This window comes from Streptomyces sannanensis (assembly GCF_039536205.1).
GTDB lineage: Bacteria > Actinomycetota > Actinomycetes > Streptomycetales > Streptomycetaceae > Streptomyces > Streptomyces sannanensis.
Genome location: NZ_BAAAYL010000001.1, coordinates 6,984,917 through 7,004,823 on the forward strand (window position 1 = coordinate 6,984,917; position 19,907 = coordinate 7,004,823).

A 19,907-nucleotide genomic window follows, 5' to 3' on the forward strand; every position below is an offset into this window, starting at 1 on the left:
CCATGACCAACCCGTTCGAGGACCAGGACGGCACCTTCCTCGTGCTCGTCAACGACGAGAACCAGCACTCGCTGTGGCCGCAGTTCGCGGACGTCCCCGACGGCTGGAGCGTCGCCCACGGACCCGACACCCATGCCGCCTGCCTGGAGTACGTCGAGCGGTCCTGGACCGACATGCGGCCCAAGAGCCTCGCCGACGCCATGAACGCCCAGCGGTAGCGCGGCTCGCAGTGAACCTGACCGAAACCACCGACGAGGCCCGCGACAGCGCGGGCCTCGCCCGGTCCGACGACCTCGCCGCGGCCCTGCTCACGCCCGAGGCCCGCCGGGACCCGTACCCGTTCTACGCCCGCATGCGCCGCGAGGACCCGGTCCACCGCAGCGCCCAGGGCATCTGGTACCTCACCCGGTACGCCGACGTCGAGGCGGCCCTGAGCGACTTGCGGCTGTCCAGCGACCGGGACCGGATGACCCGCGCCTACAGCGCGCTCGGCGGCGACCTCAAGGCCTTCAGCCGGCTCACCGACCGGCTCGGCCGGGTGATGAGCAACACCGACCCGCCGGACCACGCCAGACTGCGCAAGCTGGCCAACCGGGCTTTCACCGCCCGGCGCGTCGAAGCCCTGCGCGACGGCATCCAGCGGATCGTCGACCGGCTCATCGACGAGGCGGTCGCCGCCGGCCCGGCCATGGACCTGATCGAGGCGGTCGCCTCCCCGCTGCCGCTGTCCGTCGTCTGCGAGCTCTTCGGCATCCCGCCCGAGGACCTCCCGCAGGTCAAGACCTGGTTCCACCGCTTCGGCCGACTCAGCGAGGACATCGACAAGTCCGAGGCGGCGATCGAGCAGTACGAGGAGTACCTCGCCCGGCTCGTTCGCCGCCGCCGGGCCGACCCCGGCGACGACCTCATCAGCGCCTTGGTCGCCACCCAGGCGCAGGACGACCGGCTCACCGACTCCGAGCTGCTGTCCACCTGCTTCGTCCTGATCACCGCTGGCGACGAGACCACCACCCACCTGGTCGGCAACGGCATGCTCGCCCTGCTGCGCCACCCCGACCAACTGGCCCGGCTGCGCGCCGACCCGGCGCTGGTCCGCACGGCCGTCGAGGAACTCGCCCGCTACGACACGCCGACCCAGGCGATCGTCCGGGTCGTAGCCGAAGACGTCGAGATCGGCGGGCAGACGCTGCGCGAGGGTGAGCTGGTGTATCTGTTCCTCGCGGCGACCAACCGTGATCCCGAGCGTTTCGAGGACGCCGACCGCCTCGACCTGACCCGCCCCGGCAACCGGCACCTCAGCTTCGGCAACGGCCCGCACTTCTGCCTCGGCGGCCCGCTGGCCAAGCTCCAGGCGGAGGTGGCCGTCGGCACGCTGGTCCGTCGGCTCCCGCACTTGCGGCTGGCCGACGGCGCGGTCCTCGACTGGCGGCCCAACCCGCTGCAACGGCGGCTCACCGCGCTTCCGCTCACCTACTGACCCATGAACGACGACGAAGGAGAAGTGACCATGGCCCGAGAGCTCGAGGTCCGCCGGGAACAGGACCTGCCCGCCACGCCCGAACAGGTCTGGGACGCGGTCGCCACCGGCGCCGGCAACCTCGGCTGGCTGTACCCGATGGAGGTCGAGCCGCGCGTCGGCGGAAAGGCCACGCGCGGCGACAGCACCGTCGTGGCGTGGGAGCCGCCGCACCACTTCGCGGTTCGGGCGACCCAGGACGGCGGGTTCTCCAACACGCTCACCTACCGCATCGAGCCGGCCGACGGCGGCACGAGCCACCTGCGGATGGGAATCCACTGGGTGCACACGGGCGTCGTCGACGACACCTGGAACTGGGACACCAAGGCGGACGCGGCCGAGAAGCACGTCGACTTCTACCAGCACTCCCTCCCCGAGTACCTGAGGCACTTCGCCGGCCGCCCCGCCGTCTACGTCAAGGCCGCCCGTGGCGAGTGCACCGAAGACCCCGCCGACTTCGCCGCCCTGCGCCGGCGCCTCGGCCTCGACGACGACGCGGCCGTCGGCGACCGGCTGTCGCTCGACCTCCCGGGTACGCACGGCGGCTCGACGGAGGTGGTCGTGGACTGGCTGAGCCCCGACTTCGTCGGCCTGCGAGGCCTGGACGCGCTGTACCGGTTCTTCAACGGCAGTTCCTGGAACTGGCCGATCTGGCTGGGCCACCACCTGTTCGCCGAGGACGCGGACGAAAAGCCGGCCACCGAGGCCTGGAACGCCTGGCTCAACGGCGCCTGACCCCGTCGCACGACACGACCGAAGGACCTCTGGTGGAAACACTGCTCTACGCCGCCGAACTCGTCCGGGAAGACGGCACCTACAAACTCGTGGTGCAGGACGTGGTGCGGGACACGGTCCAGGTCACCACGGTTCCCGAATCCGCGGTGGCCAGGCTCCCGGCCTTCCTGTCGGTGCTGAGTTCCAAGCTCGGCTCGGCGTCGGCACGCGGCCGCTGGTAGACCACTTCCGGCTTCACGAGGCGGGTGCCGTCCGGCACATGAACTGCCGGACGGCACCGGCCCCGTGAACGGGCGCTCGTGTCCGGGAATGTCATACGCGCTCCTCCGACACCGTTCCGCGGACTCATGCACACGTTGAACGTCAGCCCATGACGGTTCGAGAGGCGGCACCGTCGGCCAGGGACCGTCTGCGGGAGAAAGCACCCAGGTCGACGACGACGCCGGTGTGTTCCCCCGTGTACCGCAGCGGATCGCGGTCGTGGTCGTGGCCGGCCTCGACACGGTCGACCAGGGTGGCGAGGAACCGGCCCGCCAGGGGAGCGTTCTTGAACTGGTTGCCGCTCGTGCCCATGGCGACGTAGAAGCCGGCCAGATCGGTGTGGTCGTAGATGGGGGACCAGTCGTCGGCGGCGTCGTAGACACCGGCGATGCCGGTCGGCCGGTTCGGAACGCCGAGGAGCGGGAATCGGCGTGCTGCCCTGGTCACCTGGGTCTCGAACCGGGCGGGCGTCGGGTGCGGGTTGCACTCGTCGGGATCGTCGAGCCACTCCCTGGGGTCGCAGGCGGGCAGCATACTGCCGATGAGGAGGTGTCCGCCGGAGGGGCGCAGATAGGTCCCGAGGTCGACATCGGCCACGATCGGGCCGGACGTGGTCCCGGTGCCGCCCGGGCCCGAGGCGGTCCCGTCGCCCTGACGGACCGGCGCGGCCACCTGATGGACCTCCTGGCGCAGCGGGCGCACTCCCACGGTGAACTCGGCCCCGACCCCGGCCGTCCGGTTGAACCCGCCCGACCAGGGCCCGGCGGCGTTGACCACCACGGGTGCCGTGATCGCGGTGCCGTCGGCGAGCCGGACGCCCGCCACACGGTCCTCGCCGCGCAGCACACCGACGACCGCGCGCCGGAAGAGGAAACGCACCCCGATGCGGGCCGCCGCGTCCGCGAGATTCTGTGCCGCGAGCCGGGCATCGTCGACGAAGCCCGCGTCGGGGGTGAACAGTGCGCCGAGCTCTCCTTCCGGGCCGGAGAAGAAGGCATCGTCGAGCAGGGACCTGGGAGGCCCGTAGCGTCCCGCGTCGATACCGGGGATCCGGCTGCGCAGCGTCGCGGCGTCCCAGCGCTCGTACGGCACACCGGCACGCTCGAACAGCGCGACGACCTCCGACGTCCCGGAGCCCGGTGCGTCGAGGAGTACCGCTCCGGTCCGCCGGAACGCCGCCAGGCCGGGGCCGCGCACGGTGCCCAGGTGCTCCGCCCAGCCTGCCCAGCAGTGCTGGGATTCCCATGCGGTGGCGACACCGCCCCAGGTCGAGTAGTTGAAACGGATGATCGCGCTCGACGCGCTGGTGGATCCGTGGCCGACGCCGCCGGACTTGTCGACGACCACGACGCGCCGACCGGTGCGCGCCAGTTCCAGTGCCACCGCGGCACCGATCACACCGGCCCCCACGACGACCGCGTCCGCGCCGGACGGAGGCGTGTCCGCTTCCCCGGCTGTCATGACGGCAGGTCCTCGGGGGTTCGCGGAGTCCGGTCACCGTTCGCGTCCGGGGGAACGCGACAGGCCTGGGGCGGGTGGTCGTCGGTGCGGTACGGGAAGTGGCAGGCGGCGCGATGCGGCTGACCGGCCGCGTCCAGCTGCGGGTCCCGTGCGGCGCAGACGTCCCGTCCGGGATGTCGGTCCGGTCCGACGGGGCAGCGGGGATGGAAGCGGCATCCGGTCGGCGGCGACGCGGGGTCGGGCACCTCACCGGCAAGAAGGGGTTCCCCGGCCGGGCGTCTCCCGGCGTGCAGACTCGGCACGGCGGACAGCAGCGTTCGGGTGTAGGGATGCCGTGGGCCGCGCAGCAGGCTCTCGGTGGAGGCGATCTCCACGATCCGACCGAGGTACATCACGGCGACGGCGTCCGACACATGGCGGACGGCGGCGAGGTCATGGCTGATGAACAGCATGGCGTAGCCCATGCGTCGCTGCAGATCCCGGAGCATGGTGAGCAGCGCCGCCCGGACCGACACGTCGAGAGCCGAGGTGACCTCGTCGGCGATGAGCACCGCCGGATCGACGGCGAGCGCGCGGGCGACGGCGACGCGTTGGCGCTGGCCGCCCGAGAGCTGCCGCGGCAGCCGGTCGGCGCAGCCGGCGTCGAGACCGACGAGTTCCAGCAGTCCGCCGACGCGCTGTTCGCGGCTACGGCGGTCCAGCCGGACGAAGGCCCCGGCCGATTCGGCGAGCGACTGACGGACCGTCATACGGGGGTCCAGTGCCGTGTCCGGGTCCTGGAACACCAGTTGGACCTGTTGCCCCAGCCGGCGCCGGTCGGCCACCCGGCGCCCACCGTACTCCCGCCCTCCGACGGTGATCCGCCCGGCGCACGGGGGGTCCAGCCCGACGACCGCTCGTGCCAGAGTGGACTTTCCCGACCCGGACTCGCCCACCAGGCCGACCGTCGTGCCCTGGGGAACATCCAGCGACACGCCGTCCACTGCCGTGATCGGCCCGAGCGGTCCGTGATGGCGAACGGTGACGTCGTACAGCGCCAGCCCCGACCCTGTGCTCACTTCTGCGCCTCCTCGGTCTCACGCCGCTCGCGGGACGGTGCCGCGGGCAGCGGCTGCCAGCAGGCGACCTCGTGCCCCGGGCCGAGCGGGGACAACACCGGGCTCACCACCGCGCACCGGTCCAGCCGATGCGGACAGCGGTCATGGAACGGGCACCCCGGGGCCGAACCGTACGGATCGGGCGGCTCTCCCTCGATGGTGCGCAGGGGACGGTCACGCTCCGCGGCCAGGTCCGGGACCGAGGCGACGAGCATCCGCGTGTACGGATGCCGTGCGCCGACCGCCAGCTCATGGGCAGGAAGGTTCTCCACGATCGTTCCCCCGTACATGACCAGAACCCGGTCACAGGCATCGGCCACCAGGGCGATGTCGTGGCTGATGAAGAGGATCGCCGTGGCGTCGTCGTGCCGGACCCGGCGGAGCAGGTCCATGATCTGCCGCTGCACGGTGACGTCCAGGGCTGTCGTCGGTTCGTCCGCGATGATGAGGTCGGGGCGCAACATCGAAGCCGCGGCGATCGCCACTCGCTGGCGCTGACCGCCGGAGAGCTGGAAGGGGCGGGACCGGAGCAACCGGCGCCCGGCGGGCAGCGCGACCATCTGAAGCCGGGCCAGCGCCTGCTCGACGGCCTCGGCACGAGGGGTGCCACGGTGTGTGCGCACGGCCTCCGTCATCTGTGTTCCGATGCGCAGCGACGGGTTGAAGGCCGAGGCCGGGTTCTGGAAGATCAACGCCATTCCCGTCGCCAGTTGCCTGCGTCGCTCCTCGCGGGTCAGCGACTCGGCGTCCGCACCGAGGAACCGGTGCGTACCCCAGGTCGCGCGGGCGTCGTCCGGCAGCAGGTCGGCGATGGCGAGCGCCGTCAGCGACTTGCCGGAACCGGACTCGCCGACCAGGCCGACCATCTCACCACGCTGCAGGGTGAGGGTGACACCGCGGACGGGCCGGACCACCCCGTCCGCAGTGGGAAGGACGACCCGCAGATCCTCCACCTCCAGCACGTGGCCCACGGATGCCGGGCGGTCGGCGCGCGCAGGGTGTGTCACGGGCTCTTCCCCCGGGTGCGGGCGGGCTTGCCGTACGGCGGCTCCGGCCAGCATCTCGCCGAGCAGCTGGAACGCGACGGCGGCGTAGACGATGGCGATGCCGGGCGCCACGGCGGGCAGAGGTTCGGTGTAGATGCGGTCCAGCCCCTGGCTCAGCAGGAGTCCCCAGTCGTACGACGGGGGCTGCACCCCCAGTCCGAGGAAGCTCAGTCCCGACAGCGCCACGAGTGCCGAGCCCACGGCGACCGTGGTGTTGAGCATCAGCGGTTCGGCGATGTGGGGCAGGACATGGCGCAGCAGGAGCCGGTGGCGGCGCAGGCCCAGCACGCGCGCCGCGGCCATGAAGTCGGTCCCGGCCACCTGGGCGGCAAGGGTCTGCGTGATCCGCGCGAAGCCCGGTGCGGAGGCGACGGCGAGTGCGAACACCGCACCGCCCGCGCCCGCCCCGAAGAGGGCTGCGAGGAACATAGCGACGAGGAGCGCGGGGAAGGCCAACAGAAGGTTGATCAGGGCCCCCAGCAGGCGGGCGGCGCGCCCGCCCACTACGGCGGTGAGCGCGCCGAGCGTGATGCCGGCGGCCGCCCCGAGGAGCGTGGCCGCGATGGCCGGCAGCAGGGAGGGCCAGGTCGCCGAGAGCAGCCGGGCGAGCAGGTCGCGGCCGAGACGGTCCGTGCCGAGCAGATGACCCGTGGTGGGCCCGCGCAGCACCGCCGACGGGTCCGGCCGGTCGGCCTGCTGCCCCCACAGCACCGCCCCGGCGACGGCCAGTACGGCGAGCGACCCGAGCATCACCAGGGTGATCACGCCCATGGGGGTGGCCCAGTTCGACCGGGACGCGCGAGACCGGCCGTGGGCGGCACACGGCGAGGACGGGGAAGAGGAGGACAGCGCCATCGGATCACGTCTTCCGGATGACCGATCGGGGGTCGAGCAGAGCGAGTGCCAGATCGACCAGGAAGTTCACCACGAGGACCGACGAGCCGAGCACCAGAACCGACGCCTCGACGACCGCGTAGTCCTGCGCGGCCACGGACTGTGCCATCGCCGAACCGATGCCCGGCCAGACGAACACCTTCTCGACCAGTACGGTCCCCGCGATCAGGGCCGGCAACAGATTCCCGGCGAACGTCAGCGACGCGGTCAGCGCGTTCGGTGCCACGTGGCGCAGGTGGAGCCGGACGGCGGGCAGCCGTTTCGCGCGGGCGGCACGCAGATATTCCGTGGCGAGGACCTTGAGCGTCTCCACCCGCACGATCCGCAGCAGGACCGCGGTCGGAGCGAGCGCCAGCGCGAGTACGGGCAGCACATAGGACCTGGGACCGAGGTCGCCGGCGACGGGAAGGATGCGCAGGGCGACCGCCAGCCCCGCGGTGAGACCCGCCGCGAGGACGAAGTCCGGCACGCCCGCCAGGACCGAGGTGGTGGCGGTGAACGCCAGTTCCGCCCGCGGGCGTCGCCCTCCGTGTGTCCACACCGCGGCGAGCAGCCCCCCTGGGAGGGCGACGACGAGTACGCAGGCGAAGGTCAGGACGGCGAGCAGCAGGGTGGCCGGCAGGCGTGCCCTGACCAGGTCGGCCACCGGCTCGCCGGTCACCAGCGAGACCCCGAGGTCGCCGTGGGCCAGCCGCGGGAGATGCTGCCAGTACTGTTCCGGCAGGCTATGGTCCAGACCGAGTTCGTGCCGCTTCGCCGCCACCAGGTCCGGCGGGGCGTCCACGCCGAGCGCGGCCCGGACCGGGTCCCCGGGGATCAGCCGGATCATCGCGAAGGAAGCGGTGACGACCACGAAGAGCGAGACGACCAGCCGTGCCGCGCGCCGGCAGCAGAACACCACCCACGGGTGGTGCCGGGCCGGGGCACCGAGCCGCGCGGACACGGTCGTCATGGGTAACCTCCTCGACTCGCGGGCGGCCGTGCGGCGCGTCCGCCACGGCTATCGGTGCAGGCGGATGCTGGTCGGTACGATCCGGCCGCCGGGCGCGACGGCGAAGGTCGTCCGGTAGCCGTACATCGTGCTCGTGCCGTCGGCGACGGGCAGCACGTCGGCCGAGCGGAGAAGCGCCGCGGCGGCCCTGTTCCAGTCCCCGCAGCTGGCCGAGCCCGGCGAACGCAAGGCTCGGGCGACGAATCGGTCGTAGGCGGGGTTGGTGACATGCGCGAAGTTCAGTCCTCCTGACGACGGCGGGCCGGAGAAGTACGGGACGAGCTGCGCGGGCAGCTGCGGCCCCGGCGAGCTGCCGACCACGACGTCGAAGTCGCCGCTTCCGTACATGGCCTGGACCACCGCGTTGCGGCTCTCGCCGACGAGGTCGACGTCCACGCCCAGCGCCTGCCACGTCACGGCCATCAGTTCGGCGACCGACGGAAGGGTGGAGCCGAAGTCGGCGCTGCTGAGCAGCCGCAGACGCAGCGGTCGGCCCTGCTTGACCAGCCTGCCCCGCGCGTTCTTCGTCCAGCCCGCGGCACGCAGGGCCCGCACGGCGCTGTGCGAGGGCAGGTTCCCCGCGGCCACGTCGGAGTAGCAGAGGGAGTTCGGGGCGGTGAGATCGCGCGCGGGCGTACCGTCTCCGCCGATCGCCACATTGGCGAGGCCCTTGCGGTCCAGGGCCCCCACCAGCGCCCGGCGCAGCACCGGATCGTTCAAGGGCCGGTCGGATCGCTCGTTGAAGAAGGTCAGCCCCACCACGGTCGGCACCTGGGCGGTCGCCAGACCGTGGCCGGTCAGCCGCGCGCGGTCCGGACCGGTCACCATGGCGATGTTCACTCCGCCCGTGAGCAGCAGATTCGCCACGGTGGACTCCTGCGGAACCACCGTCACCACAATCCGCTCCGGCTGCCCCGGAGCTGCGTTGCCCGCTCCGCGCGGCCCCCACGCGTAACCCTTGCGCCGTGTGAAGAGGTACGGACCCCCCGAGGCGTAGCCGCTCAGCACGTACGGGCCGGTGCCCTGCGATCTCCTGTCCAGCGCGCCGGGATCCGCCAGTCCGGCGGGGCAGACGACGGGCAGCAGACCGATCGTCCGCACGATGAAGCTGTACGGCGATGCCGTCCGCAACGACACCGTCCGCTCCGCGTCGTCGGCCGACACCGTGAACGGCACACCGGGCAGGGCGGCCCGGGCACCGACGAGCCGGTTGCGGGGATCGCCGGCATACCGCAGCGACCGGGCCACCCCGGACGCCGTCAGGGCCGTGCCGTCGGAGCAGGTCACCCCCTTGCGCAGGGTGAAACTCGCCGAAGTGGCCCCGGCCTGCCATCTCTCGGCCAGACCGGACACCACACGCCCGTCCCGCGCCACATCGACCAGTGAGTCGTAGGCATAAGGAGCCAGTGAAAGACCGAACTGCGAGTACGGATTGAAGCTCGGGGTCTCCGAGGCGGTGGCGATCGTGACGGTGCCGCCCACGAACACAGGAGTGCGCGTCGACGACACGTCGCCGCCGCAACCTGCCAGCACGGCTGACACGACGGCGGCGGCCGCCGCCACGACCGACCGAGCCCTGGGAGACGACACGGTTCGGCGGTGCATGGCGCTTATCGTGCCACCGCGATCGACGGCGTCGGCCGGGCTTTCCCGGGCCGGACGCGAACGCGCCGGACAATTTCCCCCGTCCGAGTGAGACCGCCCGACGCGCGGTCCACGGCCTCGTTGCTGACGCAGCGTCACCTCAGGGCGCACACTGGCGACATGGTCATCAATCCAGGGGGCTCCCCGGACGACTCGACGGCGCGCGAGATCGACCGACTCGCGACCTCGTACTGGGACTTCCTGCTCGCACGCGAGCCATCGCTGCGCACGCGCCGCGGGCTGCCGGTCGAGTCGCTGCCGGGGGTGTCCGCCGCGGAGGCCGACGAGCGGGCCGGGTTCGCGGCAGGGGTGCTGAGCCGGCTGGGTGCGCTGCGACCGGCGGAACTGTCCGGTCCCGCCGCCGACACGGCGGGCTTCCTTCGGGCGCTGGCCGAACAGGAAGCGAAGGCGGGACGTTTCCACTGGCTCACCCCCACCGCCACGCCGTACCAGCTCTTCCGCCTCCAGCAGTACGGTGACAGCGTCTTCCGCCCGTTCCGCTTCGAGCACCGAGCCGACGCGGACCGGTACGTGACCCTCGTACGGGACCTGGCCCGCTGTGTCGCGACGATCGGCGACAAGGTCGCCGGGCAGGCGGCGCGGGGCTTTCGCATCCATGCTCCGGCCCTGACCGGCGTCCACACCACACTCACCCGTCTGCGGGAGTCGGCGGCACGGTACGTCCGGGCGGACGCCGGGCGGCTCACCCGGCTCGGCGCGGCGAGCCGGGGTCACCTGCGCGACACGGTGGAGCGGCTCGTGGCCACCGAACTGGAGCCGGCGTTCGACCGCCTCGTCGCCCTCGTGGGCGACCCGTACTACCTCCGGCGGGCGCCGCAGGCCGTCGGCTGGGCCCGCTACCCGGAAGGCGAGGCGGCATACCGGGCCTTCGTCAGGACGTACACGTCCGGCGACACACCACCCGAACGCCTCCACGAACTCGGCTGGGAGCACTGCCGTGAACTCGGCGAGCGGATGCGGGAGATGCGCGACACGCTCGGTTTCGCGGGGACGGAGGCGGAGTTCCACGAACGGCTCGCGACCGAGCCGCGCCTGTACGCCGCCACCCCGGAGGAGGTCGAAGCCCGCTACCGCGGACACCTCGACCGCCTCACGCCACTGCTGCCGCGCTGGTTCGCGGTCCTGCCCCGCGCCCCCTACGGTGTGGCCCGCCTTGACCCGGCGCTGGAGGGGTCGATGACGTTCGGCTACTACGAACCGCCGACCGCCACACAACCGGTGGGACGCTACCGCTACAACGCCTCGGACCTGGCACATCGGTCACTGCTCGGCGCAGCCGCGCTCATCTACCACGAGCTGTCGCCCGGACATCACTTCCACCTCGCACGCCAGGCCGAGAACACTGCGCTGCCCGACCTGCGACGCGAGCTGGCGGCCTTCAGCGGGTTCGAGGAGGGATGGGCGGAGTACGCGGCAGGGCTCGCCTGGGAGATGGGGCTGTACGACGACCCGTGGGACGCGTACGGACGACTGGCCCATGAACGGTTCACCGCGCAGCGCCTCGTCGTCGACACCGGCCTCAACCTCGGGACGATGACACTGGAGGAGGCGCGCACCTTCATGCGCGCCCACGCGGCAGCCGAGTCCGAAGGACAGATCACGACCGAGTTGTTGCGCTACGCGACCGATCTGCCGGGGCAGGCGCTGACATACCGGGCGGGTCATGCGGAGTTCACGGCATTGCGGGCAGCGTGCGAACGCGGCGCCGGCGCCGCGTTCGACGTGCGCGCCTTTCACGAGACCGTGCTGGCCGGCGGCACGCTGCCGTTTCCCGCCCTGCACCGACGGGTGGAGAGAGAACTGCACGGGGCGTCCGGCCGTCAGCAGCGATGAGAGGGGCCACCCGAAGAAGACGGCTGACCGCGGGTTCCGGCTGTTGAACGGCTCGAACAGGCTTCCTGGGGAAGGCCGCTCTACTTGAATGAGTGAAGGCCACGGGGAATTCGTAGCCGCTTGCTCGGCCTCGGATACTCTCTGTGATGGAGGGTGCGGATCCGCTGATGCGGAGTGCGTCCATCTCGTCGAATTTTCTCCCGTTCACTTCACCGTTGTGTTTTCAATCATCATCTCCTCGACAGAAGAGAAGGATGTTGTGCCATGCCGCCTGTAGTACCTCCTTTCCTGATCGGTCTGATCACCGCATCCCTGGTGAAGAGGGTGGGCAAGCCCTTGGTGCGAGGACTCGTCAAAGCGTCGGTGGGCCTGGGAATCGAAGTCAAGCGGGCCGTCCACGAAGCCGGCGAGGGAATCCAGGATCTCGCTGCCGAGGCGACCGCTGAAGTGCGTGCAGCCCAGACGACACAAGGAGCCGGGCACGGCGTCGACGCCCCGGAGGACGGCACCGCGGGCCGGGCCGGAGCGGCCGCCAGGTCGGCGCCCGCGGCCGTAGAGGCCCACGAGGGACAGACCGGCGGTCAGGGCAAGTCCGTCGGCAAGGCCCGTAGCGCTGCCGGTTCGGTCGCCGCCAAGGCGCGCTGAGTCCGCCGGCCGACTTTCCTCCGCGCCACACCTTCGTCTGCGTAACCGGTCGAGGCTTCCAAGTCCCGGCCAGAGTATGCCCGTCCGTGAAACACATCACTGTGCCCCATGGAGTCTTCGGCGGGCACAGCGGCGGCTCGTCGGCCCGGCCTCGCGAATGCGACCGCCAGGTTTGAACACCGGTGCATGCCGACGCGTTCACCATTTCGCTCAGGCAAGCGGGCATCACCTGTTCACCGATACCGTCGAAAAGAAGCAGACGGAGGCGTGGAAGGAACGGCCGAAGAAGGCGACACAAAGACGACACCCTGATGGAGACAGGTCAGATGTCTGCGACCGGAACCCCCCTGTATTCCGCGGAACTCATCCAGGTAGGCGGTGCCTACAAACTCGTCGTGACCGATCGCCTGCGCCACACCGTGCAGACTGCAAACGTGTCCATGAGGGCGGTGGAGCAGCTTCCCGCCCTTCTCTCCAAGCTCGACTCCCTGCGCCTGCGCGGGATCCGTCAGCGATGACGGCGACCGACGCGAAGAAGTGGTTCCGTGTCCACCGGCGTGCGGCGGACCCCAGGCTCCGACTGGTGTGTTTCCCGCACGCCGGCGGCACGGCACAGCTGTTCCACGGTTGGCCCGCGCTGCTGCCGGCGGACGTCGAGGTGCTCGCCGTGCGGTACCCCGGCCGCCAGGACCGGCTCGCGGAAGCCTGCATCGAGGACATGGCCACCCTGGCCGACACGATCGAGGACGCACTGCGGCCCTGGCTCGACCGGCCGCTCGCGCTTTTCGGGCACAGCATGGGCGCCTGCGTCGCCTACGAGGTGGCCCTGCGGCTGGAGGCCCGCGGCATCGTCCCCGAGCACCTGCTGGTCTCCGCACACGAAGCCCCCCAGTGGGCCGAACACGTTGCGCTGCACGACGCCGACGACGAGACCCTGATCACCCATGTCCGGCACCTCGGAGACCTGCACTCGGAGGCCTACGACATCCCGGAGTTGCGTGACCTGCTGCTGCCCGCCCTCCGTTCGGACTACCGGCTGCTCGAGGGCTACCACCCCCCGAATCCGGCTCCGGTCAAGGCGCCGATCACCGCGTACGTCGGCCAGGACGATCCGAGTTGCGTGCTCGACGGGGTCCTCGCCTGGTCCGGCCTCGCTGCCCCGGGCTCCTTCGAGCTGTGCCCGTTCCCCGGGGATCACTTCTACCTCGTGGCCCGGGAGGTCGAAGTGGTCGCGGATGTGGCAGCACGTCTTGCGCGCGCGTGAGGCGCCGGTCAGGCCTGACGGCGGATGCCCGTATCGAGAACCTGGAAGTCCACGGCGCACACCCACAGGTCCCGGACTGTGCGCGGTCGGTACCTGGCAGGGTTCGCACGGTGTCGGCGGGCGCGGAGAAAAGAAGACGGCGCCGTCCGTTGCCGAGGCCCGCCGGGAACTTGGTCAGCAGACGGTCGCGGAATACGCGAAGTCCGCACTCGGTAGACGTCGTCCGCCACGACGTTGTTGATGTTCACGGCCCGGGCATGACCGGGGCGGCTTGATGCACGAGCGAGGTCGCCCCGGTAGCCCGAGTCCGTCAGGACGGCGCGACGGTCAACGCTGTCTCGGCCCTCCCGTCGGCAAGCGCGGCGAGGTACCGCTCTGCGTCGAGTACGGCCTGGCAGCCACTGCCAGCGGCCGTGATGGCCTGGCGGTAGGTGTGATCGACGACATCGCCGGCGGCGAAGGCACCGGGGATGTTGGTGCGAGTGGAGGGCGAGGCGACCTTGCTGTCGGCCGCGGTGCGGTCTGCGTCCCTCCGACCTGAGAGTCGGCCCGAACCCCTGAGCCGCAGGTCACAACGACAGTGGCAGGCGGGTGATCTCTGCGCTGCCGTTCGCGGAACCGTCTGCGTGACGAGTCTGCGATCGATAGCGTTTCCTCCTGGTCTGACGTTCTTCCACCGGGCTCCAGCGGTCAGCGTGGGGCCCCCTTCATGTCGCTGACGACGGGAGCCAGAAAGGGGCTCGCTTGCTGGCGGCGGCGGGCCAGCCGGCGATCGTCCGGGAGAAGACACCTATGACGAAGGAACGCGTCTTGTGGGGTACGACTAGGGAATTGCCGAGCCGATCCGTGAGCGGTTCGGAACTTGCTCCCACACAGCAGTGAGGAGGACGTTGACCGTCTACTCGCGCCCCGTACCGCACTAATACTGCAACCGCACTCATTGCGTCACCGCAGGTCAGGGCGGGTGCAGCGGAGTTCTTCCACTGGCGATGCGTCAGTGGAGGATTCCGGTTCCCGCATTCGGTCGAACCGCGAACCGGCAGGTCAACGCTCCAAGTGGCTGATGGCTCGTCACATGCGGGCGGGCGGTGTACCGCGCTTGACCTGCGGCGATAGCGCGAGTGCGGTTGCAGTACTAAGCCTTGATCCACCGACGTGGTCTGAAAGTGGTCTTCTGACTGATCCTGAGCCCGTTTCGGGATGGTCGTTGGGCTTGGGCAGCGTGTAGCTGCTGGTCTGCCCAGCGTTTCCACGTGTTCGGTTCCGGTTGGGCCCTGGCGGGCGGGGTGGGCAGGGGCGGTTCGTGTCAGCCGGCTGGTCCGTGGACGGTGTCGAAGAGGTGTGTCCAGGCGTGCTGCCAGGGCCAGTTGTGGGGCAGGTGCAGGGTGATGCGTCGCGCTGAGCGGGCGATCCTGGCGGGAACGTGGACCAGGTGGGCGCAGAGGGTGGCGGTGGTGGCCTTGGCGTGGAAGGCGGAGGTCAGTGCGCCGGTGGCCCGCAGCAGGTTGTAGGTCACGGCCCACAGGGTGAGCCAGGCCGCGTTGGCGTTGAAGTGTCCGGAGGGCAGGTGGGCCAGGGCTGAGGCCTTGCTGTCCGCGATGACTTGTTCGACAACGGCATGGTGGCGGTGTTCCCGCTCGGCTTGCAGGGTCTGGGCGGGGTTGTCGGTGAAGAACGGGTGGTAGCGCCAGACCGGGAACAGTTCGCCCTGCTCACCCACGACGACGGGCTTGGCCAGGTCACGGACCCGGCGCACGATCAGCCGGGCCGTGACCTGCTCCGCCTTCTTGCGGCTGGCGAACGCGGTGTAGGCGGGTATCTCGGCGACTTCGGCGTCCGAGATGAGCTCGCCGGTTTCGGGGTCGGGCACGGCGGTGGGATAGGTGATCTGCTGCCATGCCTGGTCGGGGATGCTGTGGACGGCCCGTTTGATGGAGGGGTTCATGCCGGTGGTGATCGAGAAGTGGGATCCGGCCCGGCGGCAGGCGGCGATCACACCGGCGTTGTAGAACTGCGAGTCCGCGCGCAGGATGCGCATGCCGGTGCAGCCGGCCTCGGCGGCGGTGGCCAGGGCTTCACTGACGAACTTCGGGGCGCCGCGGGAGTCGGCGGACTTGCCGCGGCGCATCCGGACCCCGGCGATCACCGGGCGGGAGCGGGGGGTGCAGATCGTGGCGAGCAGGGGGTGCAGGGTGCGGACGCCCTTGAACCGGCCGTACTCGGCGCCCTGTTTGGCGCGTCCGTAGACCCGCTTGTGGGTGGAGTCGACATCGATGAACGCCTTCTCGCCGGAACCGGGCAGCAATGGGGTGTGCGTGGCCAGTGCGGCCAGGAATCTGCGGTGCACAGCGTGGAGCTGGAGTGCGTGACCGTGGGTGAACGCGCGCAGGAACGTGCCGAGCGTGGACGGGGCACGGATGCCGCCAAACAGGGTCGGCATCGCACCGTGCCGCAGGACGTCCAGGTCGTCGATGCTGTCCGCGCCTGCGACCATGCCGGCCACGATGCTGGTGACCTTGGCGTCCGCTGCGGCACCCGCGCTGTTCTTCGCCCCGGTCAGCTTCACCTTCTCCGCCGCCAGACGGGCAAGCCCGCACCGCTCGGCCAGCCGCATCACCGGGACCAGCCCGGCATACGCGACCAGATTCGTGTCGTCGAACGCGGCGGACACCGCCGACGCGGCATGGGAAGATTGCATCTCGCGGGTGTTCTCTTGCTCTGTGGATGTGGAACCGTAGGAAGTCCCATCATCCCAGCTCAGAGGGCACCCGCGTCTACATGTCCAAGCCCTGAACCGGCTATTGCTCGGTGGATCAAGGCTAAGACGCTCCTGAACCGGGGGTGAGCCTCAACCGGACGGATGAACCACTGGCAGTCGAAAACGGCCTGCCCACAGGCGCACGATCTCGTCGCTTCCGGCCGAGGCGATGAAGTGGCCGTCGGGGGAGAACGCGACGGACCGGATCCGGTCGGTGTGGCCGGCCAGGGGTTCACCGACGAGGTGTCGGGTGAGCGTGTTCCACAGCCGTACGGTGCCGTCGCCACTCGCGGCGGCCAGCAGATATCCGTCGGGTGAGAACGCCACCGAGAGGACTGGACCGGTGTGGCCGGTGAGGGATTCACGGGCGGGGGCACCGGTCACGGCATCCCACAGACGGACCGTCCCGTCGTGGCCCGCGGTGGCCAGCAGCCGTCCGTCGGGGGAGAACGCCACGCATTCGACGCTGCCCGCGTGGCCGGTCAGCGGGTTGCCGATGGGGAGGCGGGTGGCCGGGTCCCACAGGCGGACGGTTTCGTCGTCGCTGGCGGTGGCGAGGAGGCGCCCGTCGGGCGAGAACGCCACGGATTCGATGGTGTCGGTGTGGCCGGACAGGGGTTCGCCGAGGGGGGCGCCCGTCGTCGTGTCCCACAGCTGGAGGTCGTTACTCGCGCAGGCGAGGGTGCGCCCGTCGGGGGACATCGCCACCGACAGGCAGGAGCCGTCCCGAACAGTAAGAGGGTTGCCGATGGGGAGGCGGGTGGCCGGGTCCCACAGGCGGACGGTTTCGTCGTCGCTGGCGGTGGCGAGGAGGCGCCCGTCGGGGGAGAACACCACCGACCGGACCTGGCCGGTGTGCCCGGTGAGGGGATCGCCGGCCGGGGCGCGGGTGACCGGGTCCCACAACCGCACGGTCTCGTCGGCGCCCGCGGAGGCGAGCAGACGGCCGTCCGGGGAGAACGCCACCGAGAAGACCGGGCCTCCGCAACCGGCGTGCAGGGCGGGCAGGGGCACAGGGTGACCCTGCGAGAGGGCGTGTTCGACCGCCCGTAGGGCCGAGGTGGCCACGGCGACGGGTGCCGGAGTGCGAGGCTCACCATGCCGGTGGACGCGCACCGTGTTGTCGTGACCGGCGGTGGCGAGCAGGCCCCCGTCAGGGGAGAAGGCGACCGACCAGACCTGATCGGTGTGCCCGTCGAGCGGTTCACCGATCGGCACCCCGGTCGCGGGCTCCCACAGCCGCACGGTCCTGTCCCGGCTGGCGGTGGCCAGCAGTCGGCCGTCCGGGGAGAACGCCACCGAGAAGACCGGGCCGGTGTGACCGGTGAGCGGGGCGAGGGCCGCGGCGCCAGTGATCATGTTCCACAGCCGCACCGTTCCGTCCGAAGAGGCAGTCGCCAGCAGGTGCCCGTCGGGGGAGAACGCCACCGACTCGACGTCGTCGGTATGACCGATGAGGGGTCTGCCGACGAGGGTGCCGGTGGCCGGGTCCCACAGGCGCACGGTCTTGTCGCGGCTCGCCGTGGCGAGCAGGCAGCCATCGGGGGAGAACACCGCCGACCAGACCGGATCGCCGTGGCCGGTGAGGGCATCGCTCACCGGTGTGCGCGTGGTGGTGTCCCACAGCCGTACGGTCTCGTCCGCGCTCGCGGTAGCCAGGAGCCGTCCGTCCGGGGAGAACGCCACCGACCAGACCTCGTCGGTGTGGGCACCGAGGGGGTCGCCGACCGGCGCCCTGGATACGGTGTCCCACAGGCGCACCGTGTGATCGGCGCTCGCGGTGGCCAGCAGCCGTCCGTCGGGCGAGAACGCCACCGACGCCACCCCCTCGGTATGGCCGGCGAGGGCCTCCCCGGCCGGAGCCCCGGAAGAGGAGTCCCACAGCCGTACGGTGTTGTCCGCGCTCCCCGTGGCGAGTAGCCGCCCGTCCGGGGAGAACGCCGCCGACACGACCGGGCCCGTGTGCACCAGTGGCGCGTAGGCGAGGGCGTAGCGGGACGAGGACGCTGCCGTGAGCGAGGTCTCCGGCGGACCGCTCACCGGCTCCTGCCGCACGGGATGAGCCAGTCGTCGAGTCGGCCGTGCTGACGCGACGGCGACCCACCGGGCACGCCACGGCTCCAGCACGGGCGATCTACGGTCGGGCGGTGGGCACTCCTGGCCGTACTCGTCCCAGGACAGCAGCGTGCGAACGAGCAGCATCACCTTGTCCACGCTCACGTACTTGCCGCCGAGCGCCGCGCTTTGTGTGGCGATCGGCAACGATGCTTGCTCCTGGGCGAACAGCTTTCGCGCGCGGGCCTCGATGGCACGCAGCGACGGATTGCCCCGCTCCACCCGCAGGCGGCTCAGGTGAGCAGCCTGATCCCGGAGCGCCTCCTCGTACGTGCCCGCCCGGTCGGTGGCCTCGGCATGCTCTGCCATGGGCTTCGTCCCCCACGTTGTCCCAAGTCGTCGGCAGCATAGGGGCCTTCGGACCGAACAGCACCGAACTTGACGGAACAGTCTCGTACAACCCGTGCGGGACGCGGTCGTGTGGTGGGTGTTCGGCCGAACATCCACCACGTATGGAGGAGTTGCGTGAGTGATCGGCGTTCGCCGGATCCGTTCGATCCCTGCAGGTCAGAGCGGTGAAGAGGGCCAGAGTCGAGGCATGTCCACTCCACCTGACACCTTCCTGTCCCTCCACACCGCCGTCGTCCTCCTGGCAGCCGTCGTCATTGGCATGGTCATCGGCTGTCTGACGGTCTTCACCGGGGCCCCGGTCGCGGCGGCTGCCATCGCGGGTGTGTCCAGCGCCGGCGGCAGCGTTCCGGTCCTGCGCACCCTCATCGGATGATCACCGGCACCGGAATGGCGCCAGCAGCCTTACGGAACCGGTACACCACAGCAGGCCCTCGACCGCATGACAAACCCTCGTTGGCTACCGGCTGCTCAGCCTCGCCGACGAAGGACGTGCCGACGAAGCTCTACAAGTCCTGAGGGCCATCGCTGGACCGTTCGACTTCCGTGACGGCCCACTCCTCCTGCGCCAGCTCGCGGAAGGACTCGAACGGCACGGCCAGGACGGTCTGGCCGCCAAAGCGTACGCACTGACCTGGTGCGGACGCGCAGGCAAGGCGGTTGGCTGAACTTCGGCGGGGGAATGTCCCTCGACGCCCTAAGCAGAGCCGCGCAGATCGATCCGATCATCACCTTCCGCTCACTCGATTTGGGGTTGGCGCTGTGGGACGAAGCGGCGGCGGTCATCGAGAGCCGGGCGCCTCGAGTCCACGACAGCGACTACCCCGAATACCCATACAGCGCTCCCGACCGGGACACTGGCGCGGCGGTACAGGGCGATCTGGATGACGCCTTCGCGACCGCGGCACTGGCGGAAGTGGCCCATGCGGGACGCGAGGCCAAGCGGCGGTCCATGATCGCCACGCGGGCTCTCGTCTCACTGCGCCCGGAGTCAGCGGCACTCGCCATGGCCCGGCGCTGGAACATGCGTCTGATCCAGCGCCACTGACCTGGGTGCGGTGTCTCCTCGAAGAGCATGGGTCAGCTGGCCGGGCCGTCTTGGAGCACTGCCAGGATGTGCTGGCCCCAGTTCGCAACTTGCGCTGGACCTCTCGATCTACCTGATGACTCATCAGGTAAGTCGGCATCCAATCAGCATTGGACCGGGGCAGTCTTCCGTCCATGCTCCCGGTTGACGGCTTCGTGGCAGCCTGCTTCGTGCAGATAGCGCAGGTGAGA

General features: G+C 70.6%; 17 protein-coding genes and 1 pseudogene. 10 read left to right on the plus strand and 8 right to left on the minus strand.

From position 1 onward, the window contains the following. Positions 1 to 2: 2 nt before the first annotated feature. The 4 genes from ABD858_RS32525 to ABD858_RS32540 are packed head-to-tail and all read left to right on the plus strand — an operon-like array spanning position 3 to position 2,472. Entirely contained in the window at positions 3 to 218 is a 216-nt protein-coding gene (locus ABD858_RS32525) for an MbtH family protein (protein ID WP_345034096.1), read from the plus strand. Between the two features lie 11 nt (positions 219 to 229). Then, positions 230 to 1,477 (plus strand): cytochrome P450, encoded by a 1,248-nt coding sequence (locus ABD858_RS32530; RefSeq protein WP_345034094.1) that lies wholly within the window; start codon positions 230 to 232, stop codon positions 1,475 to 1,477. 30 nt (positions 1,478 to 1,507) lie between these two features. Continuing rightward, on the plus strand, positions 1,508 to 2,251 hold the full coding sequence (locus ABD858_RS32535) for an SRPBCC family protein (protein WP_345034093.1): 744 nt from the start codon (positions 1,508 to 1,510) through the stop codon (positions 2,249 to 2,251). A gap of 32 nt (positions 2,252 to 2,283) precedes the next feature. Beyond that, entirely contained in the window at positions 2,284 to 2,472 is a 189-nt protein-coding gene (locus ABD858_RS32540) for a hypothetical protein (RefSeq protein WP_345034092.1), read from the plus strand. Positions 2,473 to 2,614: 142 nt separating this feature from the next. Here the strand turns inward: ABD858_RS32540 and ABD858_RS32545 are convergent, their stop codons facing one another. The 5 genes from ABD858_RS32545 to ABD858_RS32565 all read right to left on the minus strand — a co-directional run bounded on the left by ABD858_RS32545 (position 2,615) and on the right by ABD858_RS32565 (position 9,606). Further along, the gene (locus ABD858_RS32545; RefSeq protein ID WP_345034091.1) at positions 2,615 to 3,973 is read right to left on the minus strand and encodes an NAD(P)/FAD-dependent oxidoreductase; all 1,359 of its coding nucleotides are present in this window, start codon (positions 3,971 to 3,973) and stop codon (positions 2,615 to 2,617) included. Then, the gene (locus ABD858_RS32550) at positions 3,970 to 5,031 is read right to left on the minus strand and encodes an oligopeptide/dipeptide ABC transporter ATP-binding protein (protein WP_345034089.1); all 1,062 of its coding nucleotides are present in this window, start codon (positions 5,029 to 5,031) and stop codon (positions 3,970 to 3,972) included. Before ABD858_RS32550 ends, ABD858_RS32545 begins: the two co-directional genes overlap by 4 nt. Then, entirely contained in the window at positions 5,028 to 6,887 is a 1,860-nt protein-coding gene (locus tag ABD858_RS32555) for a dipeptide/oligopeptide/nickel ABC transporter permease/ATP-binding protein (RefSeq protein ID WP_345034088.1), read from the minus strand. The genes ABD858_RS32550 and ABD858_RS32555 overlap by 4 nt, the downstream gene beginning before the upstream one ends. A gap of 88 nt (positions 6,888 to 6,975) precedes the next feature. Then, entirely contained in the window at positions 6,976 to 7,962 is a 987-nt protein-coding gene (locus ABD858_RS32560; protein ID WP_345034087.1) for an ABC transporter permease, read from the minus strand. Positions 7,963 to 8,010: 48 nt separating this feature from the next. Continuing rightward, entirely contained in the window at positions 8,011 to 9,606 is a 1,596-nt protein-coding gene (locus ABD858_RS32565) for an ABC transporter substrate-binding protein (protein ID WP_345034086.1), read from the minus strand. A 159-nt stretch (positions 9,607 to 9,765) separates the two neighbouring features. On the opposite strand from ABD858_RS32565, the gene ABD858_RS32570 reads away from it, so the two are divergent. The 4 genes from ABD858_RS32570 to ABD858_RS32585 all read left to right on the plus strand — a co-directional run bounded on the left by ABD858_RS32570 (position 9,766) and on the right by ABD858_RS32585 (position 13,408). Further along, entirely contained in the window at positions 9,766 to 11,499 is a 1,734-nt protein-coding gene (locus ABD858_RS32570) for a DUF885 domain-containing protein (RefSeq protein ID WP_345034083.1), read from the plus strand. A 264-nt stretch (positions 11,500 to 11,763) separates the two neighbouring features. Beyond that, positions 11,764 to 12,144 carry a DUF5132 domain-containing protein gene (locus ABD858_RS32575; RefSeq protein ID WP_345034081.1) on the plus strand — a complete coding sequence of 127 codons (381 nt, stop codon included), beginning with the start codon at positions 11,764 to 11,766 and terminating at the stop codon, positions 12,142 to 12,144. A 326-nt stretch (positions 12,145 to 12,470) separates the two neighbouring features. Further along, complete coding sequence (locus tag ABD858_RS32580; RefSeq protein ID WP_345034078.1) at positions 12,471 to 12,662, plus strand: hypothetical protein; 192 nt, start codon at positions 12,471 to 12,473, stop codon at positions 12,660 to 12,662. Beyond that, positions 12,659 to 13,408, plus strand: a complete 750-nt coding sequence (locus tag ABD858_RS32585; RefSeq protein WP_345034076.1) for a thioesterase II family protein — start codon at positions 12,659 to 12,661, stop codon at positions 13,406 to 13,408. The genes ABD858_RS32580 and ABD858_RS32585 overlap by 4 nt, the downstream gene beginning before the upstream one ends. A 310-nt stretch (positions 13,409 to 13,718) precedes the next feature. Here the strand turns inward: ABD858_RS32585 and ABD858_RS32590 are convergent. The 3 genes and pseudogenes from ABD858_RS32590 to ABD858_RS32600 form a co-directional block, all read right to left on the minus strand. Then, positions 13,719 to 13,910, minus strand: a pseudogene (locus tag ABD858_RS32590) (thioredoxin-disulfide reductase); the annotation flags it as partial. 804 nt (positions 13,911 to 14,714) lie between these two features. Beyond that, complete coding sequence (locus ABD858_RS32595; protein ID WP_345034073.1) at positions 14,715 to 16,106, minus strand: IS1380 family transposase; 1,392 nt, start codon at positions 16,104 to 16,106, stop codon at positions 14,715 to 14,717. Between the two features lie 150 nt (positions 16,107 to 16,256). After that, the gene (locus tag ABD858_RS32600; RefSeq protein ID WP_345034070.1) at positions 16,257 to 18,590 is read right to left on the minus strand and encodes a WD40 repeat domain-containing protein; all 2,334 of its coding nucleotides are present in this window, start codon (positions 18,588 to 18,590) and stop codon (positions 16,257 to 16,259) included. Between the two features lie 229 nt (positions 18,591 to 18,819). Between ABD858_RS32600 and ABD858_RS32605 the strand changes: the two genes are divergently transcribed. Next, the gene (locus ABD858_RS32605; RefSeq protein WP_345034068.1) at positions 18,820 to 19,005 is read left to right on the plus strand and encodes a hypothetical protein; all 186 of its coding nucleotides are present in this window, start codon (positions 18,820 to 18,822) and stop codon (positions 19,003 to 19,005) included. Positions 19,006 to 19,266: 261 nt separating this feature from the next. Beyond that, entirely contained in the window at positions 19,267 to 19,677 is a 411-nt protein-coding gene (locus ABD858_RS32610; RefSeq protein WP_345034067.1) for a hypothetical protein, read from the plus strand. Positions 19,678 to 19,907: the final 230 nt, after the last annotated feature.